Genomic DNA, 16362 nt, shown 5'->3' on the forward strand with positions numbered 1-16362 from the left:
TTGCGTATACTCATGACATTACGTCCTTGAGGAAAATGTTATGGTTCAGCGAATTACCCTTGCCCCGCAGGGGCCAGAATTCTCCCGTTTTGTTATGGGCTACTGGCGCCTGATGGACTGGAATATGTCCCCCCTCCAGCTGGCGAGCTTTATTGAAGAGCACCTTGATTTAGGCATCACCACGGTCGATCATGCGGATATTTACGGTGGCTACCAGTGCGAGGCCGCGTTCGGCGAGGCGCTTAAGCTGGTTCCAGCCCTGCGCGATCGCATGGAGATCGTCACGAAGTGTGGGATTGCCACCACGGCAAAACCTGAACACGCCCTCGGTCATTACATCACCGACAGCGCACATATCATCAAGAGCGCCGAGCAGTCGCTGGTCAATCTGGCGACCGATCGTATCGACCTGCTGTTAATCCACCGCCCCGACCCGCTGATGGATGCCGATGAGGTAGCGGAAGCCTTCCTGAACCTGCATCAGAGTGGGAAAGTGCGTCACTTCGGCGTTTCTAACTTTACCCCGGCACAGTTTGCGCTGCTTCAGTCTCGTCTGCCGTTTACTCTGGCCACCAACCAGGTTGAGATCTCCCCGGTACACCAGCCGCTGCTGCTGGATGGCACGCTCGATCAGCTGCAGCAGCTGCGCATTCGCCCGATGGCGTGGTCCTGCCTGGGGGGCGGACGCTTGTTTAATGATGATGAATTCCAGCCGCTGCGCAACGAGCTTGAAACCATCGCCCGCGAACTGAACGCGGAGAGCATCGAACAGGTGGTTTACGCATGGATCCTGCGCCTGCCGTCAAAACCTCTGCCTATTATTGGCTCCGGCAAAATAGAACGCGTGCGTTCTGCGCTGGCCGCTGAAGAGCTGCAGATGACCCGTCAGCAGTGGTTCCGCATCCGTAAGGCCGCGCTGGGTTACGACGTACCATAAACCGTCTGAAGGTGACTTTCCGGTGAAATCTTTGCCCCTGGTATACACTTAAGGGGCAAAAAATAACCCGCGGAGGTCATATGAAGCGTTTTGCTCTGGCACTGGTCACGCTGGTTGTTTGCGCAGGGGCGCAGGCAGCCAGTGACGAAGTTGAAATGAATCTCGTCACCCCACAGGGTGTGGGTCAGTCCATCGGAACGGTGAAAATCACCGAAACCGATAAAGGACTGGAGTTTGCCCCCAACCTCAAAGCCCTCCCTCCCGGTGAACATGGTTTCCATGTTCATGCCAAAGGCAGCTGTCAGCCCGCTTTAAAAGAAGGTAAACCGTCTGCGGCGGAAGCGGCAGGAGGGCACCTCGATCCGCAGCATTCCGGCAAGCATGAAGGCCCGGATGGAATGGGGCATTTAGGCGATCTGCCAGTGCTGGTGGTGAATAACGACGGTAAAGCCACAGATCCCGTCGTCGCGCCGCGACTGAAAAAGCTGGATGAGGTGAAAGGCAAAGCGCTGATGATCCATGTCGGCGGCGACAATATGTCCGATCGGCCTAAACCGCTTGGCGGCGGCGGGGCACGCTATGCGTGCGGCGTGATCTGATCCCCAATCGTTCCCGGTGGCGGTGCCTGTTCCAGCTGCGACAGCGAGCAGTGCAGGCGCCAGATTATCGAGGCCAAATCACGGGCTGCGGGCAGATGATGCTGTGCCAGCGTATCGCAGATCCGCTGCAGTTCATTCAGCGTGGCTTCGAGTGGCCGCTGCTGGACACCGCGCTCGCTCATTACATCGCGCAGCAGGGAGATGCAAACATCACGAACCTGTGACAGTGGATCGGAGCGCGTTTCCCACGCGCGAAGCTGCCAGACCACGTGCGAGCAGTTCAACAGCACCACGCCCCAGCGCAGCAGCCAGCGTCGGGACAGCGCGTCCTGGCTGTTATTCAGCTGGCTGACGTGATGATAGACCAGCGATTCATACTCGTTTTCACCCAGATGCGGTTTACGGCTGAGCTGGTCGACAAAACCTCTGCGTAACTCCCGAATATGCCTGCGGCTCTTGCGTGCATCGGAGCCGGGACGTAACACCGCAAAAGCCAGCCACGCCAGCCCCACGCCAAGGATCTTCGCCAGGTTATCATTGAGAAAATCGGCGTAATCATAAACCGGTGGATTCGTCACGGAGATAAACGAGCCCATAAAGACAATCAGCTGTCCCCAGAGGCCCGCCAGCTTAGGCATTTGCAGCTTCAGAAGCTGCATGGTGGTCAACAGGGGAAACAGGAACAGCAGGAACTGCCACAGATCGCTTATCTGCACCATCAGGCCAAACTTCACCACAAAGCTGAACAGCGACAGCAGCACCAGCGTGCGCAGCAGGAGCGTAAGCGAGTTGAACGGCGAGGCCGCGACGGAGTAAAGCACGCAGCTGATGGCGGCAAGCGTCAGGGCCGCCGTACCGGACTCCCACTGCGTGGTAATACTCCACGCCCCCACCAGCATCAGCGCACAGAAGGTGCGAAAACCGCTCCACAGCGCTTCCAGATAGTCGGTATGGCGCGCGAGTGCCGGGCTGCCGGGGACGTTGAACTCCGTCAATGGGGTCGCGTTTTCGATGGCCGTAATCCAGCGGCTGCTGCGCAGGTACAGACGGCAGAAGTAATTCAGGCGCTGCCAGAAGGCGCGATGGCGGTAGTCGTACTCATCAGCCGGGGCGAGCGGAGCGATAATCCGCGCTACGGTGTAAATGTCCGCATCCGAGCGCGCAAGGGCCGCGAGCAGCGTTTCAAACACGGCACGGGTGTTTTCAGGCGGCGTTGGCCAGTTGAGCAGCATCCGGCGAAGGCTGGAGATGGCGCTGGTCATGCGCAGCTGCTGGTGCAGCAGATAGTTAAGAAGTGTGTTCTGGCGGCGAAAGCGGTAGTGGCTCCAGAACGCCTGAATGCGCAACAGATTCATCGTCAGGATCTGTCCGATAACCTTTTCATGCGCGAGGCGGATATCGTCGCTTGTATCCGGTTGCCACAGCAGGCTCGCGTGTTCCAGTAACCGGGTATGCATGGTTTTCAGCGCGGTGATGAGCGCGGTGCCGTCGGATGTGCTGGGGAGGATCATCATCATGAAGCCGCCGCTGAGGATCCCGACAATCACTTCACAAACGCGCGCCTGGGCAATATCCCACAGCTCGGTGGTGTCGAGCACGTTAACCACCGGAAAGGCGATAATGGCGGCGGTATAGCCCGCCAGCTGAAACGCGTAGGCGACGTTATTGGTAAAATGGGCGCAGGCCCAGGTACAGCAGCCCAGCCATGCGGCCATGCTCAGCAGGAACAGCCACGGATCGTTCAGCGTATGGCCGGCGATAATTAACGCCGCGGTGGCGCCCAGCAGGCTACCTGCGATGCGCCCAAGGCTTTTACTGATCACCCCGCCGACCGTCGGAAAACTGACTACCGCCGCAGACGTCATCGCCCAGTAGGGCTCATCCAGGTTCAGGTAATAAGCCACAGTTAGCGCAAGACACATGGCAATGCCGTTACGCAGCGCGTAGCGCCACTGGGGACGCGTCGCTTTCATCCACGGCGTGTTTTGCCAGGAGAGACCCTGCAGCTTCATCACCGGTTGCCGATGGAGACAGTGCAGGTGGTGCCGGACACAAGGGTAATGTCCTGCGGTAAACGGTCAAACTCCACGCGAACCGGAACGCGCTGGGCCAGACGCACCCAGGGGACGTTCGGCTTTATGTCCGGCACCAGCCCTGAATCCGTTTCAACGCTTTGATCGTAAATGGCGCGGCCAATGCTGGATACGTGACCCTGTAACTTCTGCGAGCCGCTGTAAAGCGTTATTGCGGCTGGCGAACCCTCGCGAATATGTCGAAGCTTGGTCTCTTCGAAATAGCCCACGACGTAGAAGGAGTGGCTGTCGACGAGGGCGAATATCGGTTGTCCGGTGGTGGCATAATTCCCCACGCGGGCCGAGAGGTTGGTCACCCATCCATCAACAGGTGCCGTAATCACTGTTTGGGTCAGTTGCCACTGCGCCTGCTTCAACGTCGCCTCCGCCACGTTGACGTTAGCCTGCATCGCCTTAACGTTGATATTGGCGGTGTCTAAATCTTCCGCTGAGATGTAGTTTTGCGACAGGTGGCGGCGGCGGTTGGCCTCGTTGTTGGCCTTTGCCAGATCCGACTGGGCTTTAGCCAGCTGCGCCTTGGCGTTCAGGATCGCAATGTGGTACGGGGTGTCGTCGATGCGGAATAAAATGTCTCCCTTTTTGACGAACTGGTTATCCTTAACCAACAGCGTCGTAATACTTCCCGATACCTGAGGGGTAATGCTGACCTGTTCAGCACGAACTTTGCCGTCACGCGTCCAGGGCGACTGCATATAAAAATTCCACATCCACCAGCCGGCAACCAGCGCGAGGGCAAGGACAAACAGGGTGGAAAAGTACTTTAGCGTTTTCAGGGACATATTCACCACACAGTCAACACGGCAAGGCCCAGGCATACGGAAAGGGCAAACAGGGAAAGATCCACCAGCATGGGATGCCAGATTTCGCCGGAGTACATCCAGTCGCGAAGCAGACGATGCGCGATGAGCCAGAGGATAAAGCCCACCAGAATGGCCTTAAACAGAGGAGGAAAGTAGACTGACGCACCGAAGATCAGGTCCTGAAGGGGTAAACCCTCTGAGCGATGAAAAAACGTCACGGGCAGAAATCCTTTGCAGTGAACAGAATGCCGCGTTGGCTTGTCTTAGTATGATGAAGCATCATAATTCAGTGTAAGTCATACTTTTAAGTTCGATGAATGCAGTATTGCATTTGTTTTGGCAATACAAATGCTGCACACTATTCTAAAATCAGTATAATAACTTAGCAAGCTAATTATAAGGAGATGAAATTGGAATCGCCATTAGGTTCTGATCTGGCAAGGTTGGTACGCGTCTGGCGTGCTCTGATTGACCATCGCCTGAAACCTCTGGAACTCACACAGACGCATTGGGTCACGCTGCACAACATTCATCAGCTGCCGCCCGATCAGTCGCAAATACAACTGGCAAAAGCGATAGGAATTGAGCAACCGTCGCTGGTGCGCACGCTTGACCAGCTGGAAGAGAAGGGGTTGATCTCGCGGCAAACCTGTGCCAGCGATCGTCGCGCCAAGCGGATTAAACTCACCGAGAAAGCGGCGCCTATCATCACGGAAATGGAAGCCGTGATCACCAGGACGCGCGGTGAAATTCTGTCTGGCGTTTCACCGGCGGAGCTGGAAATGCTCATCAGCCTCATTGGGCGCCTCGAGCAAAACATCCATGAGCTGCAGTCGCGCGACTGACAAACAACAAGGCCTTGCAGCAGCAAGGCCTTTTTTTTTACTTAAAGACCACCACGCGGTTACGGCCGGTCTCCTTCGCTTCATACATCGCTTTGTCGGCATTTTCCACGCACGTTTCTGCGGCTATTGCGGCTGACGTCGCAGTAAATACCCCCATGCTGATGGTGATCGGCTCCGGTAGCTGACCCTCGCTGCTGGCCTTATTAAAACCGCTCAGGTTGAGCCGTATGCGTTCAGCCACCTTGTAAGCCTCTTCTGAAGAGGTGTTAGCCAGCATCAGAACAAACTCTTCGCCACCGATACGGGCCGCAATATCTTGTGGGCGCACGGAATCCATCAGCAGATTAGCGACAAACTGCAACACTTTGTCTCCCTGGAGATGCCCGTAGTTGTCGTTGATTCGCTTAAAGCGGTCGAGATCGCTGACGATAACAGAAACAGGACGACTGGCTTTGGCGATATCCAGGGCCTGGTTTAATGATTCATAGAAATAGCTGCGGTTATAAAGCCGGGTGAGCGGATCGCGAATCGAGTTCTGATACGATTGCTGATACTTTAAATGTGAGTCACGATACAACCTGAAGACATCATAAAGCAGAACAAAAATAATAAGCAGCGTAGCAACCGTTTCAAATAAACGGGCCCGATACCAGGCGATATCTTCAGCGTGTCCGCCAGCCAGTAGCATTGTCAGCGTCACAATATAACAAACGCATAAGAAATTACCGCCAACCCAGAAAAGGTTACGTACGCGGGTAATAATCATTAGCGTTGCTAATGTCGCTATCCAAAGGACAATTAAAAGAATATTAATGGCCTGGCTCCAGAGCACCATAAATTGCCGGGTTTCGTTATCGACAAGATCCAGTAATAACAGTGATGAATGACTGGAACAAAACCAGGCCAGAGCCATCATAGAAACAGTAAAGATAAACCCGCCGGTAACGATAGAAATATGTGCCGTACGTGAAAGTGGATAGTCCCGGATGGTATAAAGCAAGGCTGAAAGGATGATGAGAACCGCCATGATAAGATGGCGGAACATAAAGAAGATCATGGCATCATTATAGTTAACGGCATTGAACTGATAGAGAGCTAACCAGGACGGGAAGCTGGATAGCGTTCCTACCATCATCATCGCCGAGCCGGCAAAGGCTAAGGCAATTGCAATCAGATACAATCTTCTTCGATCGCACCAGTATTTCATTGCCATAAAACAGGCAATAAATAGATGAAATACCAGTAAGAAAATGGTCAGTGTAGGGAATAATAGCGGAGAGAACGACGGTACCCGTTCAACCAGTTCTAAAAATAAACCCTGCAAAAGTCCAATGACGGCAATGCAGCCGATACAAAATAAGAAATAACGGTTCTTCACACAATTATTCATCGCAAGCATATAAGTTTTAACAAAATTATAATAAATAAAAAAAGGCAATTGCGATGAGTTTAACTGATGAATCTGATAAATACTTTGCGCGGGAACAATATGAAGGCTAATTAATAATAAGTTGAGTGTATATTTGTGTGAAAGTATTTATTAATATTATATTTTTGTAAATGGATGTGGTCTGGTGACCACATCCAAAAACGAATTAACGTGGAGAAACGGTAACCTGGCTTCCGTTGCTCGCCAGAACAACGCGCTGGCCTGCAGAGAAGCGAGTGCTGCCTTGTTTCTGTACAACCATGATAGTGCTGCCATCGTCTTTACGAATTTCCAGCTCTACCCCCTGGGTTTTGTTCATCGCACCCTGAACGCCCTGGCCGGCTACACCACCCGCAACGGCGCCTGCGGCCGTTGCCAGGGAGCGGCCAGTGCCTCCGCCGACGGTATTACCCAGGAAACCACCCAGCACAGCACCGCCGATTGCGCCCATCACGTTGTTTTCATCGCCACCCTGGATCTGTACAGGGCGCGCGTTAACAACGGTACCGTAAGTCACGTTCTGAACCTGTTTCGCTTCAGAAGCGCTGTAAACGTCGCCAGAAAGTGAACTGTCATTCACACAGCCAGCCAGAGTTAAACCAATCAGCGAAACGCCCAGTACACGTAAAATCATTTGAATCTCCTGTTCACCCAAAACGCCCGATTGGGGGCATCCGTTATGGCTAAATTATATGGCATAAGGGGCCATAGTTCATATCTTTGCACTAACAATAAGAAAATTGTACTTGAATTTGACTTAACGAGACATAAACAGAGTCCGCCTATGTCACCCGTCTGACATTGTTAAAAAATATTATTGCCGGATGGCAAAGCTGCGCCGTTTATGGTTCAGTGGATATCCTTAGCCCACGCAACGTAAGGAAAGCGCATGAAATCGGGTCGCTACATTGGTGTGATGTCAGGTACCAGTCTGGATGGGGTAGATGTCGTTCTGGCCGCCATTGACGAAAACATGGTGGCGCAGCAGGCGAGCCTGACCTGGCCAATCCCCATTTCACTGAAAGAGGATATTCTGAGTATCTGTCAGGGGCAGCAGCTTACCCTCTCCCAGCTTGGACAGCTTGATGTTCGCCTGGGGGCGCTGTTTGCGGATGCGGTGCAGGCTTTGATGCAAAAAGAACATCTTCGCCCGCAGGATGTGGTGGCCATCGGCTGTCACGGACAAACGGTCTGGCATGAGCCCGGCGGCGATGCCCCGCATACCCTGCAAATCGGCGATAACAACCAGATTGTGGCGAAGACGGGCGTGACGGTGGTAGGCGATTTCCGTCGTCGCGATATCGCCCTTGGCGGGCAGGGCGCGCCGCTGGTACCCGCGTTCCATCAGGCATTACTGGCGCACCCTTCAGAACGGCGTATGGTGCTCAACATTGGTGGGATTGCCAACCTGTCGATGCTCATCCCGGGGCAGCCCGTCCGCGGCTACGATACCGGCCCGGGCAATATGTTAATGGATGCCTGGATCTGGCGGCAGTGCGGACAACCGTATGATAAAAACGCGGAGTGGGCGAGCGGGGGGAAAGTGATTATTCCGCTGCTGCAGTCGATGCTGAGCGATCCATATTTTGCCCTTCCGGCCCCTAAGAGCACGGGGCGTGAATACTTCAACCTGGGCTGGCTTGAGCGTCAGCTGGTGCCATTCCCGGCGCTCGCGCCGCAGGATGTCCAGGCGACGCTTGCCGAGCTGACGGCCGTGTCGATCTCCGAACAGGTTCTGCTCAGCGGCGGATGTGAACGCCTGCTGGTGTGCGGTGGAGGAAGCCGCAACCCGCTGGTGATGGCGCGTCTTGCGGGGCTACTGCCGGGTACCGAAGTGACCACGACCGATGAAGCCGGCATCAGCGGGGATGATATGGAGGCGCTGGCCTTCGCCTGGCTTGCCTGGCGCACCATTGCCGGACTGCCGGGCAACTTGCCTTCGGTAACCGGTGCGCGTGAGGCGAGCGTCCTCGGGGCGATTTTCCCGGCAAATCCTCGTCATAATCAGAGTTAACTGAAATTCAGCGCGGCGCGTCATCGTTAGAATGGAACGAAACAGGAGGGCAGCCATGCCCTCCAGGACCAGGAAAGTCTTCGGAATACGCCCATGAAAAAACTTCTTCTTATTGCCGCGCCTTTATTGCTGTCAGGATGCAGCGTCTATAACCAGCTCCTTGAACGCATGCAGACCGATACGCTGGAGTATCGCTGCGACGAAAAACCGCTGACCGTGAAGCTGAATAACCCACGCCAGGAAGCCAGCTTTGTTTACGACAATAAATTGCTGACGCTGAAGCAGGGCATGTCGGCCTCCGGCGCGCGATATACCGACGGTATCTACGTCTTCTGGTCAAAAGGCGAAAGCGCCACGGTCTACAAACGCGACCGCATTGTGCTGAACAATTGCCAGCTCGAAAATCCGAAGCGTTGAGATTTTTACAGGGGCGGCGCACAATAGCGCCACCCACTCTCAATGTCAGCTAACGCCATGTCAGATAACGACGAACTGCAGCAAATTGCGCATCTGCGCCGTGAATACACTAAAGGCGGCCTGCGTCGCCAGGATCTTCCCGCTGAACCCCTCGTGCTTTTTGAACGCTGGCTGAAACAGGCCTGTGAAGCGAAACTCGCCGACCCAACGGCCATGGTTGTCGCGACGGTGGATGAAAACGGTCAACCGTATCAGCGCATCGTATTGCTCAAGCATTATGATGAGAAAGGGCTGGTGTTCTATACCAACCTCGGCAGCCGCAAGGCGCACCATTTAGAAAACAATCCGCGTATTAGCCTGCTGTTCCCCTGGCACATGCTGGAACGTCAGGTAATGGTCACCGGCAAAGCGGAACGTCTCTCGACGCTGGAAGTGGTGAAGTATTTCCACAGCCGCCCTCGCGACAGCCAGATTGGCGCCTGGGTATCAAAACAGTCCAGCCGAATTTCTGCCCGCGGCGTGCTGGAAAGTAAATTCCTGGAGCTGAAACAGAAGTTCCAGCAGGGTGAAATTCCTCTGCCAAGTTTCTGGGGCGGGTTCCGCATCCCGATTGAGCAGATGGAGTTCTGGCAGGGGGGCGAACATCGCCTGCACGACCGCTTTTTATACCAGCGCGAGAATGGCGGCTGGAAAATCGACAGACTGGCACCGTAATCCCCGAAATTTGTTGATTTAAGCGCTAGCGCACACCGCGCTTGCGCTTTATTCTATGGTCCTTTCGCATCAGGCGAAAAGTCGTGTACCGGCAAAGGTGCAGTCGTTTATACATGGAGAATTTGATGGCAAGCAGTAACTTGATTAAACAATTGCAAGAGCGGGGCCTCGTGGCCCAGGTGACGGACGAGGAAGCGTTAGCAGAGCGACTGGCGCAAGGCCCGATCGCGCTCTATTGCGGCTTCGATCCCACCGCTGACAGCTTGCATTTGGGGCATCTTGTTCCATTGTTATGCCTGAAACGCTTCCAGATGGCGGGCCATAAGCCTGTTGCGCTGGTGGGCGGCGCGACCGGCCTGATTGGTGACCCAAGCTTCAAAGCCGCTGAGCGTAAACTGAATACCGAAGATACCGTGCAGGAGTGGGTGGATAAGATCCGCAAACAGGTTGCGCCGTTCCTCGACTTCAACTGTGGTGATAACTCTGCCATTGCCGCGAACAACTACGACTGGTTTGGCAGCATGAACGTGCTGACCTTCCTGCGCGACATCGGCAAGCACTTCTCTGTTAACCAGATGATTAACAAAGAGGCCGTGAAGCAGCGTCTGAACCGTGACGACCAGGGTATCTCCTTTACCGAGTTCTCCTACAACCTGCTGCAGGGTTATGACTTTGCCTGCCTGAACAAGCTGCACGGCGTTTCCCTGCAGATTGGCGGTTCCGATCAGTGGGGTAACATCACCTCCGGTATCGACCTGACCCGTCGTCTGCACCAGAACCAGGTCTTCGGTCTGACCGTTCCGCTGATCACCAAAGCAGACGGCACCAAATTTGGTAAAACCGAAGGCGGCGCGGTATGGCTCGATCCGAAGAAAACCAGCCCGTACAAATTCTACCAGTTCTGGATCAACACGGCGGACGCCGATGTTTACCGCTTCCTGAAGTTCTTCACCTTTATGGACATCGAAGACATCAACGCGCTGGAAGAAGAAGACAAAAACAGCGGTAAAGCGCCGCGCGCCCAGTACGTGCTGGCGGACGAAGTGACCAAACTGGTTCACGGTGAAGAAGGTCTGGCCGCGGCAAAACGTATTACCGCAAGCCTGTTCAACGGTACCCTGAGCGATCTGAGCGAAGCGGACTTCGAACAGCTGGCGCAGGACGGCGTGCCGATGGTTGAGATGGAAAAAGGGGCTGACCTGATGCAGGCGCTGGTGGACTCTGAGCTTCAGCCTTCGCGCGGTCAGGCGCGTAAAACTATCGCCTCTAACGCTATCACCATCAACGGTGAGAAACAGGCCGACCCGGAATACACCTTCGTTGACGGTGACCGTCTGTATGGCCGCTACACGCTGCTGCGTCGCGGTAAGAAAAACTACTGCCTTGTCTGCTGGAAATAAATAACAGTCTCCAGGGGCGTGGGAAACCACGCCCCTTTTGTTTTTTCAGGGTTTGGTAAAAAAAAAATGAAGAACATCCTCGCCATTCAGTCCCACGTTGTTTTTGGACACGCTGGCAATAGCGCCGCGGAATTCCCGATGCGTCGCCTCGGCGTCAACGTCTGGCCCCTTAATACCGTGCAGTTCTCTAACCACACGCAATACGGCAAATGGACAGGCTGTGTAATGCCGCCTTCGCACCTCACCGAGGTTGTGCAGGGGATTGCCGATATCGACCAGCTTAAACGCTGTGACGCCGTGCTGAGCGGCTACCTCGGCTCAGCGGAGCAGGGGGAGCATATCCTCGGCATCGTACGCCAGGTGAAAGCCGCAAACCCGGCGGCAAAATACTTCTGCGACCCCGTTATGGGCCACCCGGAGAAAGGCTGCATCGTGGCGCCTGGCGTTGCAGAATTTCACGTCCGCCACGCGCTGCCCGCCAGCGATATCATTGCGCCAAACCTGGTCGAACTCGAAATTCTCTGCGAGCATCCGGTTAATAGCGTTGAAGAGGCGGTAAGCGCGTCTCGTGAGCTGATCGCTCAGGGGCCTGAGGTTGTGCTGGTAAAACACCTTGCGCGCGCAGGGCTGAGTCAGGACCGTTTTGAGATGCTTCTGGTGACGAAAGATGACGCCTGGCATATCAGCCGCCCGCTGGTTGATTTCGGCCTGCGCCAGCCGGTTGGGGTCGGGGATGTCACCAGCGGTCTGCTGCTGGTGAAATTACTGCAGGGGGCGACGATACGCGACGCGCTGGAGCACGTTACCGCGGCGGTGTACGAAATCATGATTGCGACGAAAGAGATGCAGGAATATGAACTGCAGGTGGTTGCGGCACAGGATCGTATCGCGAAGCCGGAGCACTATTTCAGCGCAACCCGGTTATAGCCGGCCAAAACGTGTAGGCCGGGTAAGCGTTGGCGCCACCCGGCAACACAGGCCGCTCGGTTAGTTCAACCCTTCCGCTTTCAGCGCCGCAGCCACTGCTGGACGCTCTGCCACGCGTTTCATATACGATGCAATATGGTCTAACCCTTCCAGGTTCAGCTTAACCGCGCGCGCCCAGCGCAGCACGGTAAACAGATACGCATCGGCAATCGTGAAGCGCAAACCACAAATCCACTGTTCGTCTTTCAGCGATTCGTTAACGTACTGCAGCTTTTTCTCAAGAAGCGCACGCAGGGTCGGCTTGAACTCTTCTGGGGTATCCGGACGGAACAGCGGCGTAAATCCTTTGTGCAGTTCGGTCGCAATGTAGTTCAGCCATTCCAGCGTCTTATAGCGAGAAATGGTACTGACCGGTGCCAGAAGCTGACGATCGGGTACGCTATCGGCCAGGAACTGCATAATCGCGACGCCTTCGGTCAGCAGAGTACCGTCATCCAGCAAGAGAGCCGGAACTTGTCCCTTGGGGTTAATGGCAAGAAAATCATCGCCATTTTCCAGACGCTTTTTCATCAGATCAACGCCATCCAGCGTGAAATCTTTGCCGCTCTCGCGCAGGGTGATATGGGAAGCAAGAGAGCACGCGCCCGGTTTGTAGAACAGTTTCATCGGTAACTCCTTTTTGCTGAGGTTTCAGCTATGTTAGTGCGCCAATGGACAAAAAAAAAGCCGCTAATATGCATTAGCGGCTCGTCGTTTCTCAATAATCTTACGCGGTAGCGGTTTTGGTCGCTTCAGCCGTCTTGTCGTCGTCCTGAGTCATACGATTCAGTTTCGGCGCGGTCAGCAGCATCAGAACTGCAATAACCGCAGTAGCGATACCAATCTGCATGAACACGGTGCCGTAGACGTTCAGGGAGACCAGTGGGTCAGTGACGTTTTCAGGCACAGCCATCAGGTTCGCAATTTTACCCGCAATGATTGCCGCACCGGCAGTGGTCAGGAACCAGCTACCCATAATGAAGCCCATCAGACGCTGTGGAACCAGCTGTGCAACCATTGCCAGACCCAGACCGGAGATCATCAGCTCGCCGATAGACTGCAGCGCGTAGCTCAGGATCAGCCAGTTAACGGACACGATACCCGCGTCGGTGGCAAATTTGGTACCCAGCGGCAGCACCAGGAACGCGCCGGAGCACAGCACCATGCCGATAGCGAACTTGTGCGGCATCGGCAGACGGTCACCCATCTTGTTATAGATAGCGGCCAGAATCGGGCTACCAATCATGATCCAGAACGGGTTCAGCGCCTGATACTGCTCGGGTTCGAATGCGATGCCCAGAATAGAGTGTTCAACGTTACGAATCGCGAAGAAGTTCAGAGAGGTTGGCATCTGGCTGTACAGGACGAAGAAGATAATCGCTTCCAGCATCAGAATAAACGCCACAATCATCTTACGACGGGCAGCACCCTGCATGGCGAACGCTTCTTTCGCAAAGATAACCACGATGCCCAGTGCAACCACGCCCAGAACCGCACGTGCAATACCCTGGTTGTGCAGCAGCCAGGTAGCGATTGCGGCGAGGATTACCACGCCCACGATGGTCGCCAGCAGTTTGCCCATATGCACAGGCTCGAAGTCAGGTTTTGAACCGTAGTCTTTAACCCAGCTGCGGCAGAACAGGAAGTTCACCACGGTGATCAGCATGCCCACGAAGCTCAGCGCAAACGCCACGCTCCAACCGAATTTCGCCGCGAGCCATGGGGTTGCCAGCATCGAGAAGAACGAACCGATGTTGATGGACATGTAGTACATGGTAAATGCACCGTCCAGACGCGGATCGTCTTTGCTGTAGCAGGTAGAGAGCAGGGAGGACGGGTTTGCTTTGAACAGACCGTTACCGACGGCAATCGTCGCCATACCCATATACACGACAGCGGCATCGTGCCCTGACCATGCAACCAGACCATAGCCAATCGCCAGGACAATGGCGCCCAGCATGATGACACGTTTAGTCCCGAGGACTTTATCACCCAGCCAGCCGCCAATCGCAACCAGACCGTACACCAGAGCACTAAAGGAAGAGAACAGCGTGATGGAATCGGCTTCGGACATACCCAGCTGTTTTACCAGGTAAACCGCCATGATCCCTTGCAGGCCGTAATAACCAAAACGCTCCCATAACTCGATAGAGAAGATGAGATAGAACGCTTTAGGCTGTTTAAAAGCGTTAAGACTTACGCTTTCATCTGTTGGTTTATTGTTTGCAGTAGACACATATACCTCTTTTTTTACATCCCATATTAACGGGGGTGTTCATAGCGTGATGGCCGTAGTCCATACGCCTTATAGTTATATTGGGAGGAGAAACGGCGGGTAATGTTCACTATCCTGCCCCATCTGGCAATACGTTTGTAATAATCTGTTACATATATCTGAAGTGGTATAATCGTCGGTTCATATAAATGTTATTCAGCGTTAAATTTCATACGTTGTTTAAAGGTAGTTTTTTCGACTGGCAGTAACCCACCCTGACCGGCCTGTGGCGATATGTTCTGCTATTTGCCGCTTAGCGCAGTGATATAGCCCATATTCTGAAAAATAGCTGGTCTTATCTTCGGCAATGGAAGGAGAGTATCTTGTCAGACAAAGGGTTTAGGCGGATTTTGACAACAAAAATTCAACATGAAGTTATCAGGGTGATCGCGATCACAGATGTATAGAAATTTTTGGCTATGAAAAAAGTATTAACCTGTTTGAGCGTTAAACAACCGAATAAGTGACAGGTCTGGTGGAATGAAAGACGGACAAATAACGGCCAAAAGAAGGGTGTCTGGTAACCCTTCTTATGGTAAGGGATTGTGACGATCAGGGATACACTTTTTCTTTGTATTCGCAGAGATCTTCAATAATGCAGGAGCCGCAGCGAGGCTTACGGGCAATGCAGGTATAGCGGCCGTGCAGAATCAGCCAGTGATGGCAATCAACCTTAAATTCGGCCGGAACCACCTTTAACAGCTTCTCTTCGACCTGCTCAACATTTTTCCCCGGCGCGAAGTTAGTCCGGTTAGACACGCGGAAAATATGCGTATCTACGGCGATGGTCGGCCAGCCAAACGCGGTGTTGAGCACCACGTTCGCAGTCTTACGCCCCACGCCCGGTAAGGCTTCCAGCGCGGCGCGATCTTCCGGTACTTCGCCCCCGTGCTGTTCCAGGAGGATCCGGCAGGTCTTAATGACGTTCTCGGCTTTGCTGTTAAACAGGCCGATGGTTTTGATATAGGACTTCACGCCTTCCACGCCCAGCTCCAGCATGGCTTTTGGCGTATTGGCGACCGGATAGAGCAGGGCAGTGGCTTTATTGACGCTCACATCGGTCGCCTGCGCAGAGAGCAACACCGCGATCAGCAGCTCAAACGGGGAGGTAAAGTTCAGCTCCGTCGTCGGATGCGGGTTCTCGTCCCGCAGACGGGTCAGGATCGCAATGCGCTTTTCTTTATTCATGAAGCCTTCTCGGGTGTCCCTTCCAGAACGCTACGCTCAGCCGCGCGGCGCTTACGTTTCTCATCAATCAGGTATTTTATCGCCAGCATCATGCCAAGGCCAATAAACGCGCCAGGCGGCAGCATTGCCAGCAGGAATGGCGTATCGGTGTGGAACACTTCAACGCGCAGCGCTTTGGCCCAGCCGCCCAGCAGCGCATCTGCGCCGTCAAACAGCGTACCGTTACCGAGGATCTCGCGCAGCGAGCCCAGCACGAACATGGCGCAGGTGGCGCCCATTCCAATGGAAAAACCATCCAGCGCCGACATGGCGGGGCTGTTTTTCACCGCGAACGCTTCCGCACGGCCAACGACGATACAGTTGGTGACGATAAGGGGGATAAAGATCCCGAGCGACTGGTACAGGCCGAATGCGTAAGCGTTGATGAGCATTTGTACGACGCTAACAACAGACGCAATGATCATGACGTAAATCGGAATACGAATTTCCGACGGCGTCCAGCGGCGCAGGGCGGAGATGGAGAGGTTGGTCAGGGTCAGCACCAGCGTGGTTGCCAGACCCAGACCGAGCGCGTTGGTGGCGGTGGACGTTACCGCCAGCAGTGGGCACATCCCCAGAAGCTGGACCAGCGCGGAGTTGTTCTTCCACAACCCCTGGACAATAACCTCTTTAACCTGGCTCATGA

At 54.4% G+C, this 16362-nt stretch carries 17 protein-coding genes; 8 read left to right on the plus strand and 9 right to left on the minus strand.

The window, feature by feature from the left end:
* Positions 1-40: 40 nt before the first annotated feature.
* Both UTM25_RS11055 and sodC read left to right on the plus strand, forming a co-directional pair.
* Positions 41-937: an aldo/keto reductase gene (locus UTM25_RS11055; RefSeq protein WP_032638255.1), complete on the plus strand. Its 897-nt coding sequence runs from the start codon at positions 41-43 to the stop codon at positions 935-937.
* 80 nt (positions 938-1017) lie between these two features.
* The gene (gene sodC / locus UTM25_RS11060; RefSeq protein ID WP_045887807.1) at positions 1018-1536 is read left to right on the plus strand and encodes a superoxide dismutase [Cu-Zn] SodC; all 519 of its coding nucleotides are present in this window, start codon (positions 1018-1020) and stop codon (positions 1534-1536) included.
* Here the strand turns inward: sodC and UTM25_RS11065 are convergent.
* Genes UTM25_RS11065 through UTM25_RS11075 form a run of 3 tightly spaced genes read right to left on the minus strand, consistent with a single transcriptional unit; the run spans position 1515 to position 4647 of the window.
* Positions 1515-3548 carry an FUSC family protein gene (locus UTM25_RS11065; protein WP_194400980.1) on the minus strand — a complete coding sequence of 678 codons (2034 nt, stop codon included), beginning with the start codon at positions 3546-3548 and terminating at the stop codon, positions 1515-1517. The genes sodC and UTM25_RS11065 overlap by 22 nt on opposite strands.
* The gene (locus UTM25_RS11070; RefSeq protein WP_206689128.1) at positions 3548-4408 is read right to left on the minus strand and encodes an HlyD family secretion protein; all 861 of its coding nucleotides are present in this window, start codon (positions 4406-4408) and stop codon (positions 3548-3550) included. The genes UTM25_RS11065 and UTM25_RS11070 overlap by 1 nt, the downstream gene beginning before the upstream one ends.
* Positions 4409-4410: 2 nt before the next feature.
* Positions 4411-4647: a DUF1656 domain-containing protein gene (locus UTM25_RS11075; protein ID WP_194400976.1), complete on the minus strand. Its 237-nt coding sequence runs from the start codon at positions 4645-4647 to the stop codon at positions 4411-4413.
* A gap of 186 nt (positions 4648-4833) precedes the next feature.
* Between UTM25_RS11075 and slyA the strand changes: the two genes are divergently transcribed.
* Positions 4834-5274, plus strand: a complete 441-nt coding sequence (gene slyA / locus UTM25_RS11080) for a transcriptional regulator SlyA (RefSeq protein ID WP_032651029.1) — start codon at positions 4834-4836, stop codon at positions 5272-5274.
* 37 nt (positions 5275-5311) lie between these two features.
* On the opposite strand, the gene UTM25_RS11085 is transcribed toward slyA, so the two are convergent.
* Together UTM25_RS11085 and slyB are read right to left on the minus strand one after the other, a co-directional pair.
* Entirely contained in the window at positions 5312-6673 is a 1362-nt protein-coding gene (locus tag UTM25_RS11085; protein WP_194400974.1) for a GGDEF domain-containing protein, read from the minus strand.
* 196 nt (positions 6674-6869) lie between these two features.
* Positions 6870-7337 carry an outer membrane lipoprotein SlyB gene (gene slyB, locus UTM25_RS11090; protein WP_008500578.1) on the minus strand — a complete coding sequence of 156 codons (468 nt, stop codon included), beginning with the start codon at positions 7335-7337 and terminating at the stop codon, positions 6870-6872.
* Between the two features lie 255 nt (positions 7338-7592).
* On the opposite strand from slyB, the gene anmK reads away from it, so the two are divergent.
* The 5 genes from anmK to pdxY all read left to right on the plus strand — a co-directional run bounded on the left by anmK (position 7593) and on the right by pdxY (position 12175).
* A complete protein-coding gene (gene anmK / locus UTM25_RS11095; RefSeq protein WP_194400972.1) occupies positions 7593-8717 on the plus strand; it encodes an anhydro-N-acetylmuramic acid kinase in 1125 nt (374 codons plus the stop codon).
* A 93-nt stretch (positions 8718-8810) separates the two neighbouring features.
* Positions 8811-9134, plus strand: a complete 324-nt coding sequence (gene mliC, locus UTM25_RS11100) for a C-type lysozyme inhibitor (RefSeq protein ID WP_059346604.1) — start codon at positions 8811-8813, stop codon at positions 9132-9134.
* Between the two features lie 57 nt (positions 9135-9191).
* On the plus strand, positions 9192-9848 hold the full coding sequence (pdxH, locus tag UTM25_RS11105; protein WP_024909355.1) for a pyridoxamine 5'-phosphate oxidase: 657 nt from the start codon (positions 9192-9194) through the stop codon (positions 9846-9848).
* A 125-nt stretch (positions 9849-9973) separates the two neighbouring features.
* The gene (tyrS, locus tag UTM25_RS11110) at positions 9974-11248 is read left to right on the plus strand and encodes a tyrosine--tRNA ligase (protein WP_048977462.1); all 1275 of its coding nucleotides are present in this window, start codon (positions 9974-9976) and stop codon (positions 11246-11248) included.
* A gap of 66 nt (positions 11249-11314) precedes the next feature.
* Positions 11315-12175: a pyridoxal kinase PdxY gene (gene pdxY / locus UTM25_RS11115; RefSeq protein ID WP_194400970.1), complete on the plus strand. Its 861-nt coding sequence runs from the start codon at positions 11315-11317 to the stop codon at positions 12173-12175.
* A 60-nt stretch (positions 12176-12235) separates the two neighbouring features.
* Here pdxY and gstA read toward each other — a convergent pair whose 3' ends face one another.
* The 4 genes from gstA to UTM25_RS11135 all read right to left on the minus strand — a co-directional run bounded on the left by gstA (position 12236) and on the right by UTM25_RS11135 (position 16360).
* Positions 12236-12841, minus strand: coding sequence for a glutathione transferase GstA (gstA, locus tag UTM25_RS11120; RefSeq protein WP_194400969.1), 606 nt, complete (start codon positions 12839-12841; stop codon positions 12236-12238).
* A 100-nt stretch (positions 12842-12941) separates the two neighbouring features.
* Positions 12942-14450 (minus strand): dipeptide/tripeptide permease DtpA, encoded by a 1509-nt coding sequence (gene dtpA, locus UTM25_RS11125; protein WP_194400968.1) that lies wholly within the window; start codon positions 14448-14450, stop codon positions 12942-12944.
* A 591-nt stretch (positions 14451-15041) separates the two neighbouring features.
* Positions 15042-15677, minus strand: a complete 636-nt coding sequence (gene nth / locus UTM25_RS11130) for an endonuclease III (RefSeq protein ID WP_008500570.1) — start codon at positions 15675-15677, stop codon at positions 15042-15044.
* Positions 15674-16360: an electron transport complex subunit E gene (locus UTM25_RS11135; protein WP_023311374.1), complete on the minus strand. Its 687-nt coding sequence runs from the start codon at positions 16358-16360 to the stop codon at positions 15674-15676. The genes nth and UTM25_RS11135 overlap by 4 nt, the downstream gene beginning before the upstream one ends.
* Positions 16361-16362 lie beyond the last annotated feature (2 nt).

Source organism: Enterobacter sp. 61D5 (assembly GCF_034107965.1).
Classification (GTDB): domain Bacteria; phylum Pseudomonadota; class Gammaproteobacteria; order Enterobacterales; family Enterobacteriaceae; genus Enterobacter; species Enterobacter cloacae_M.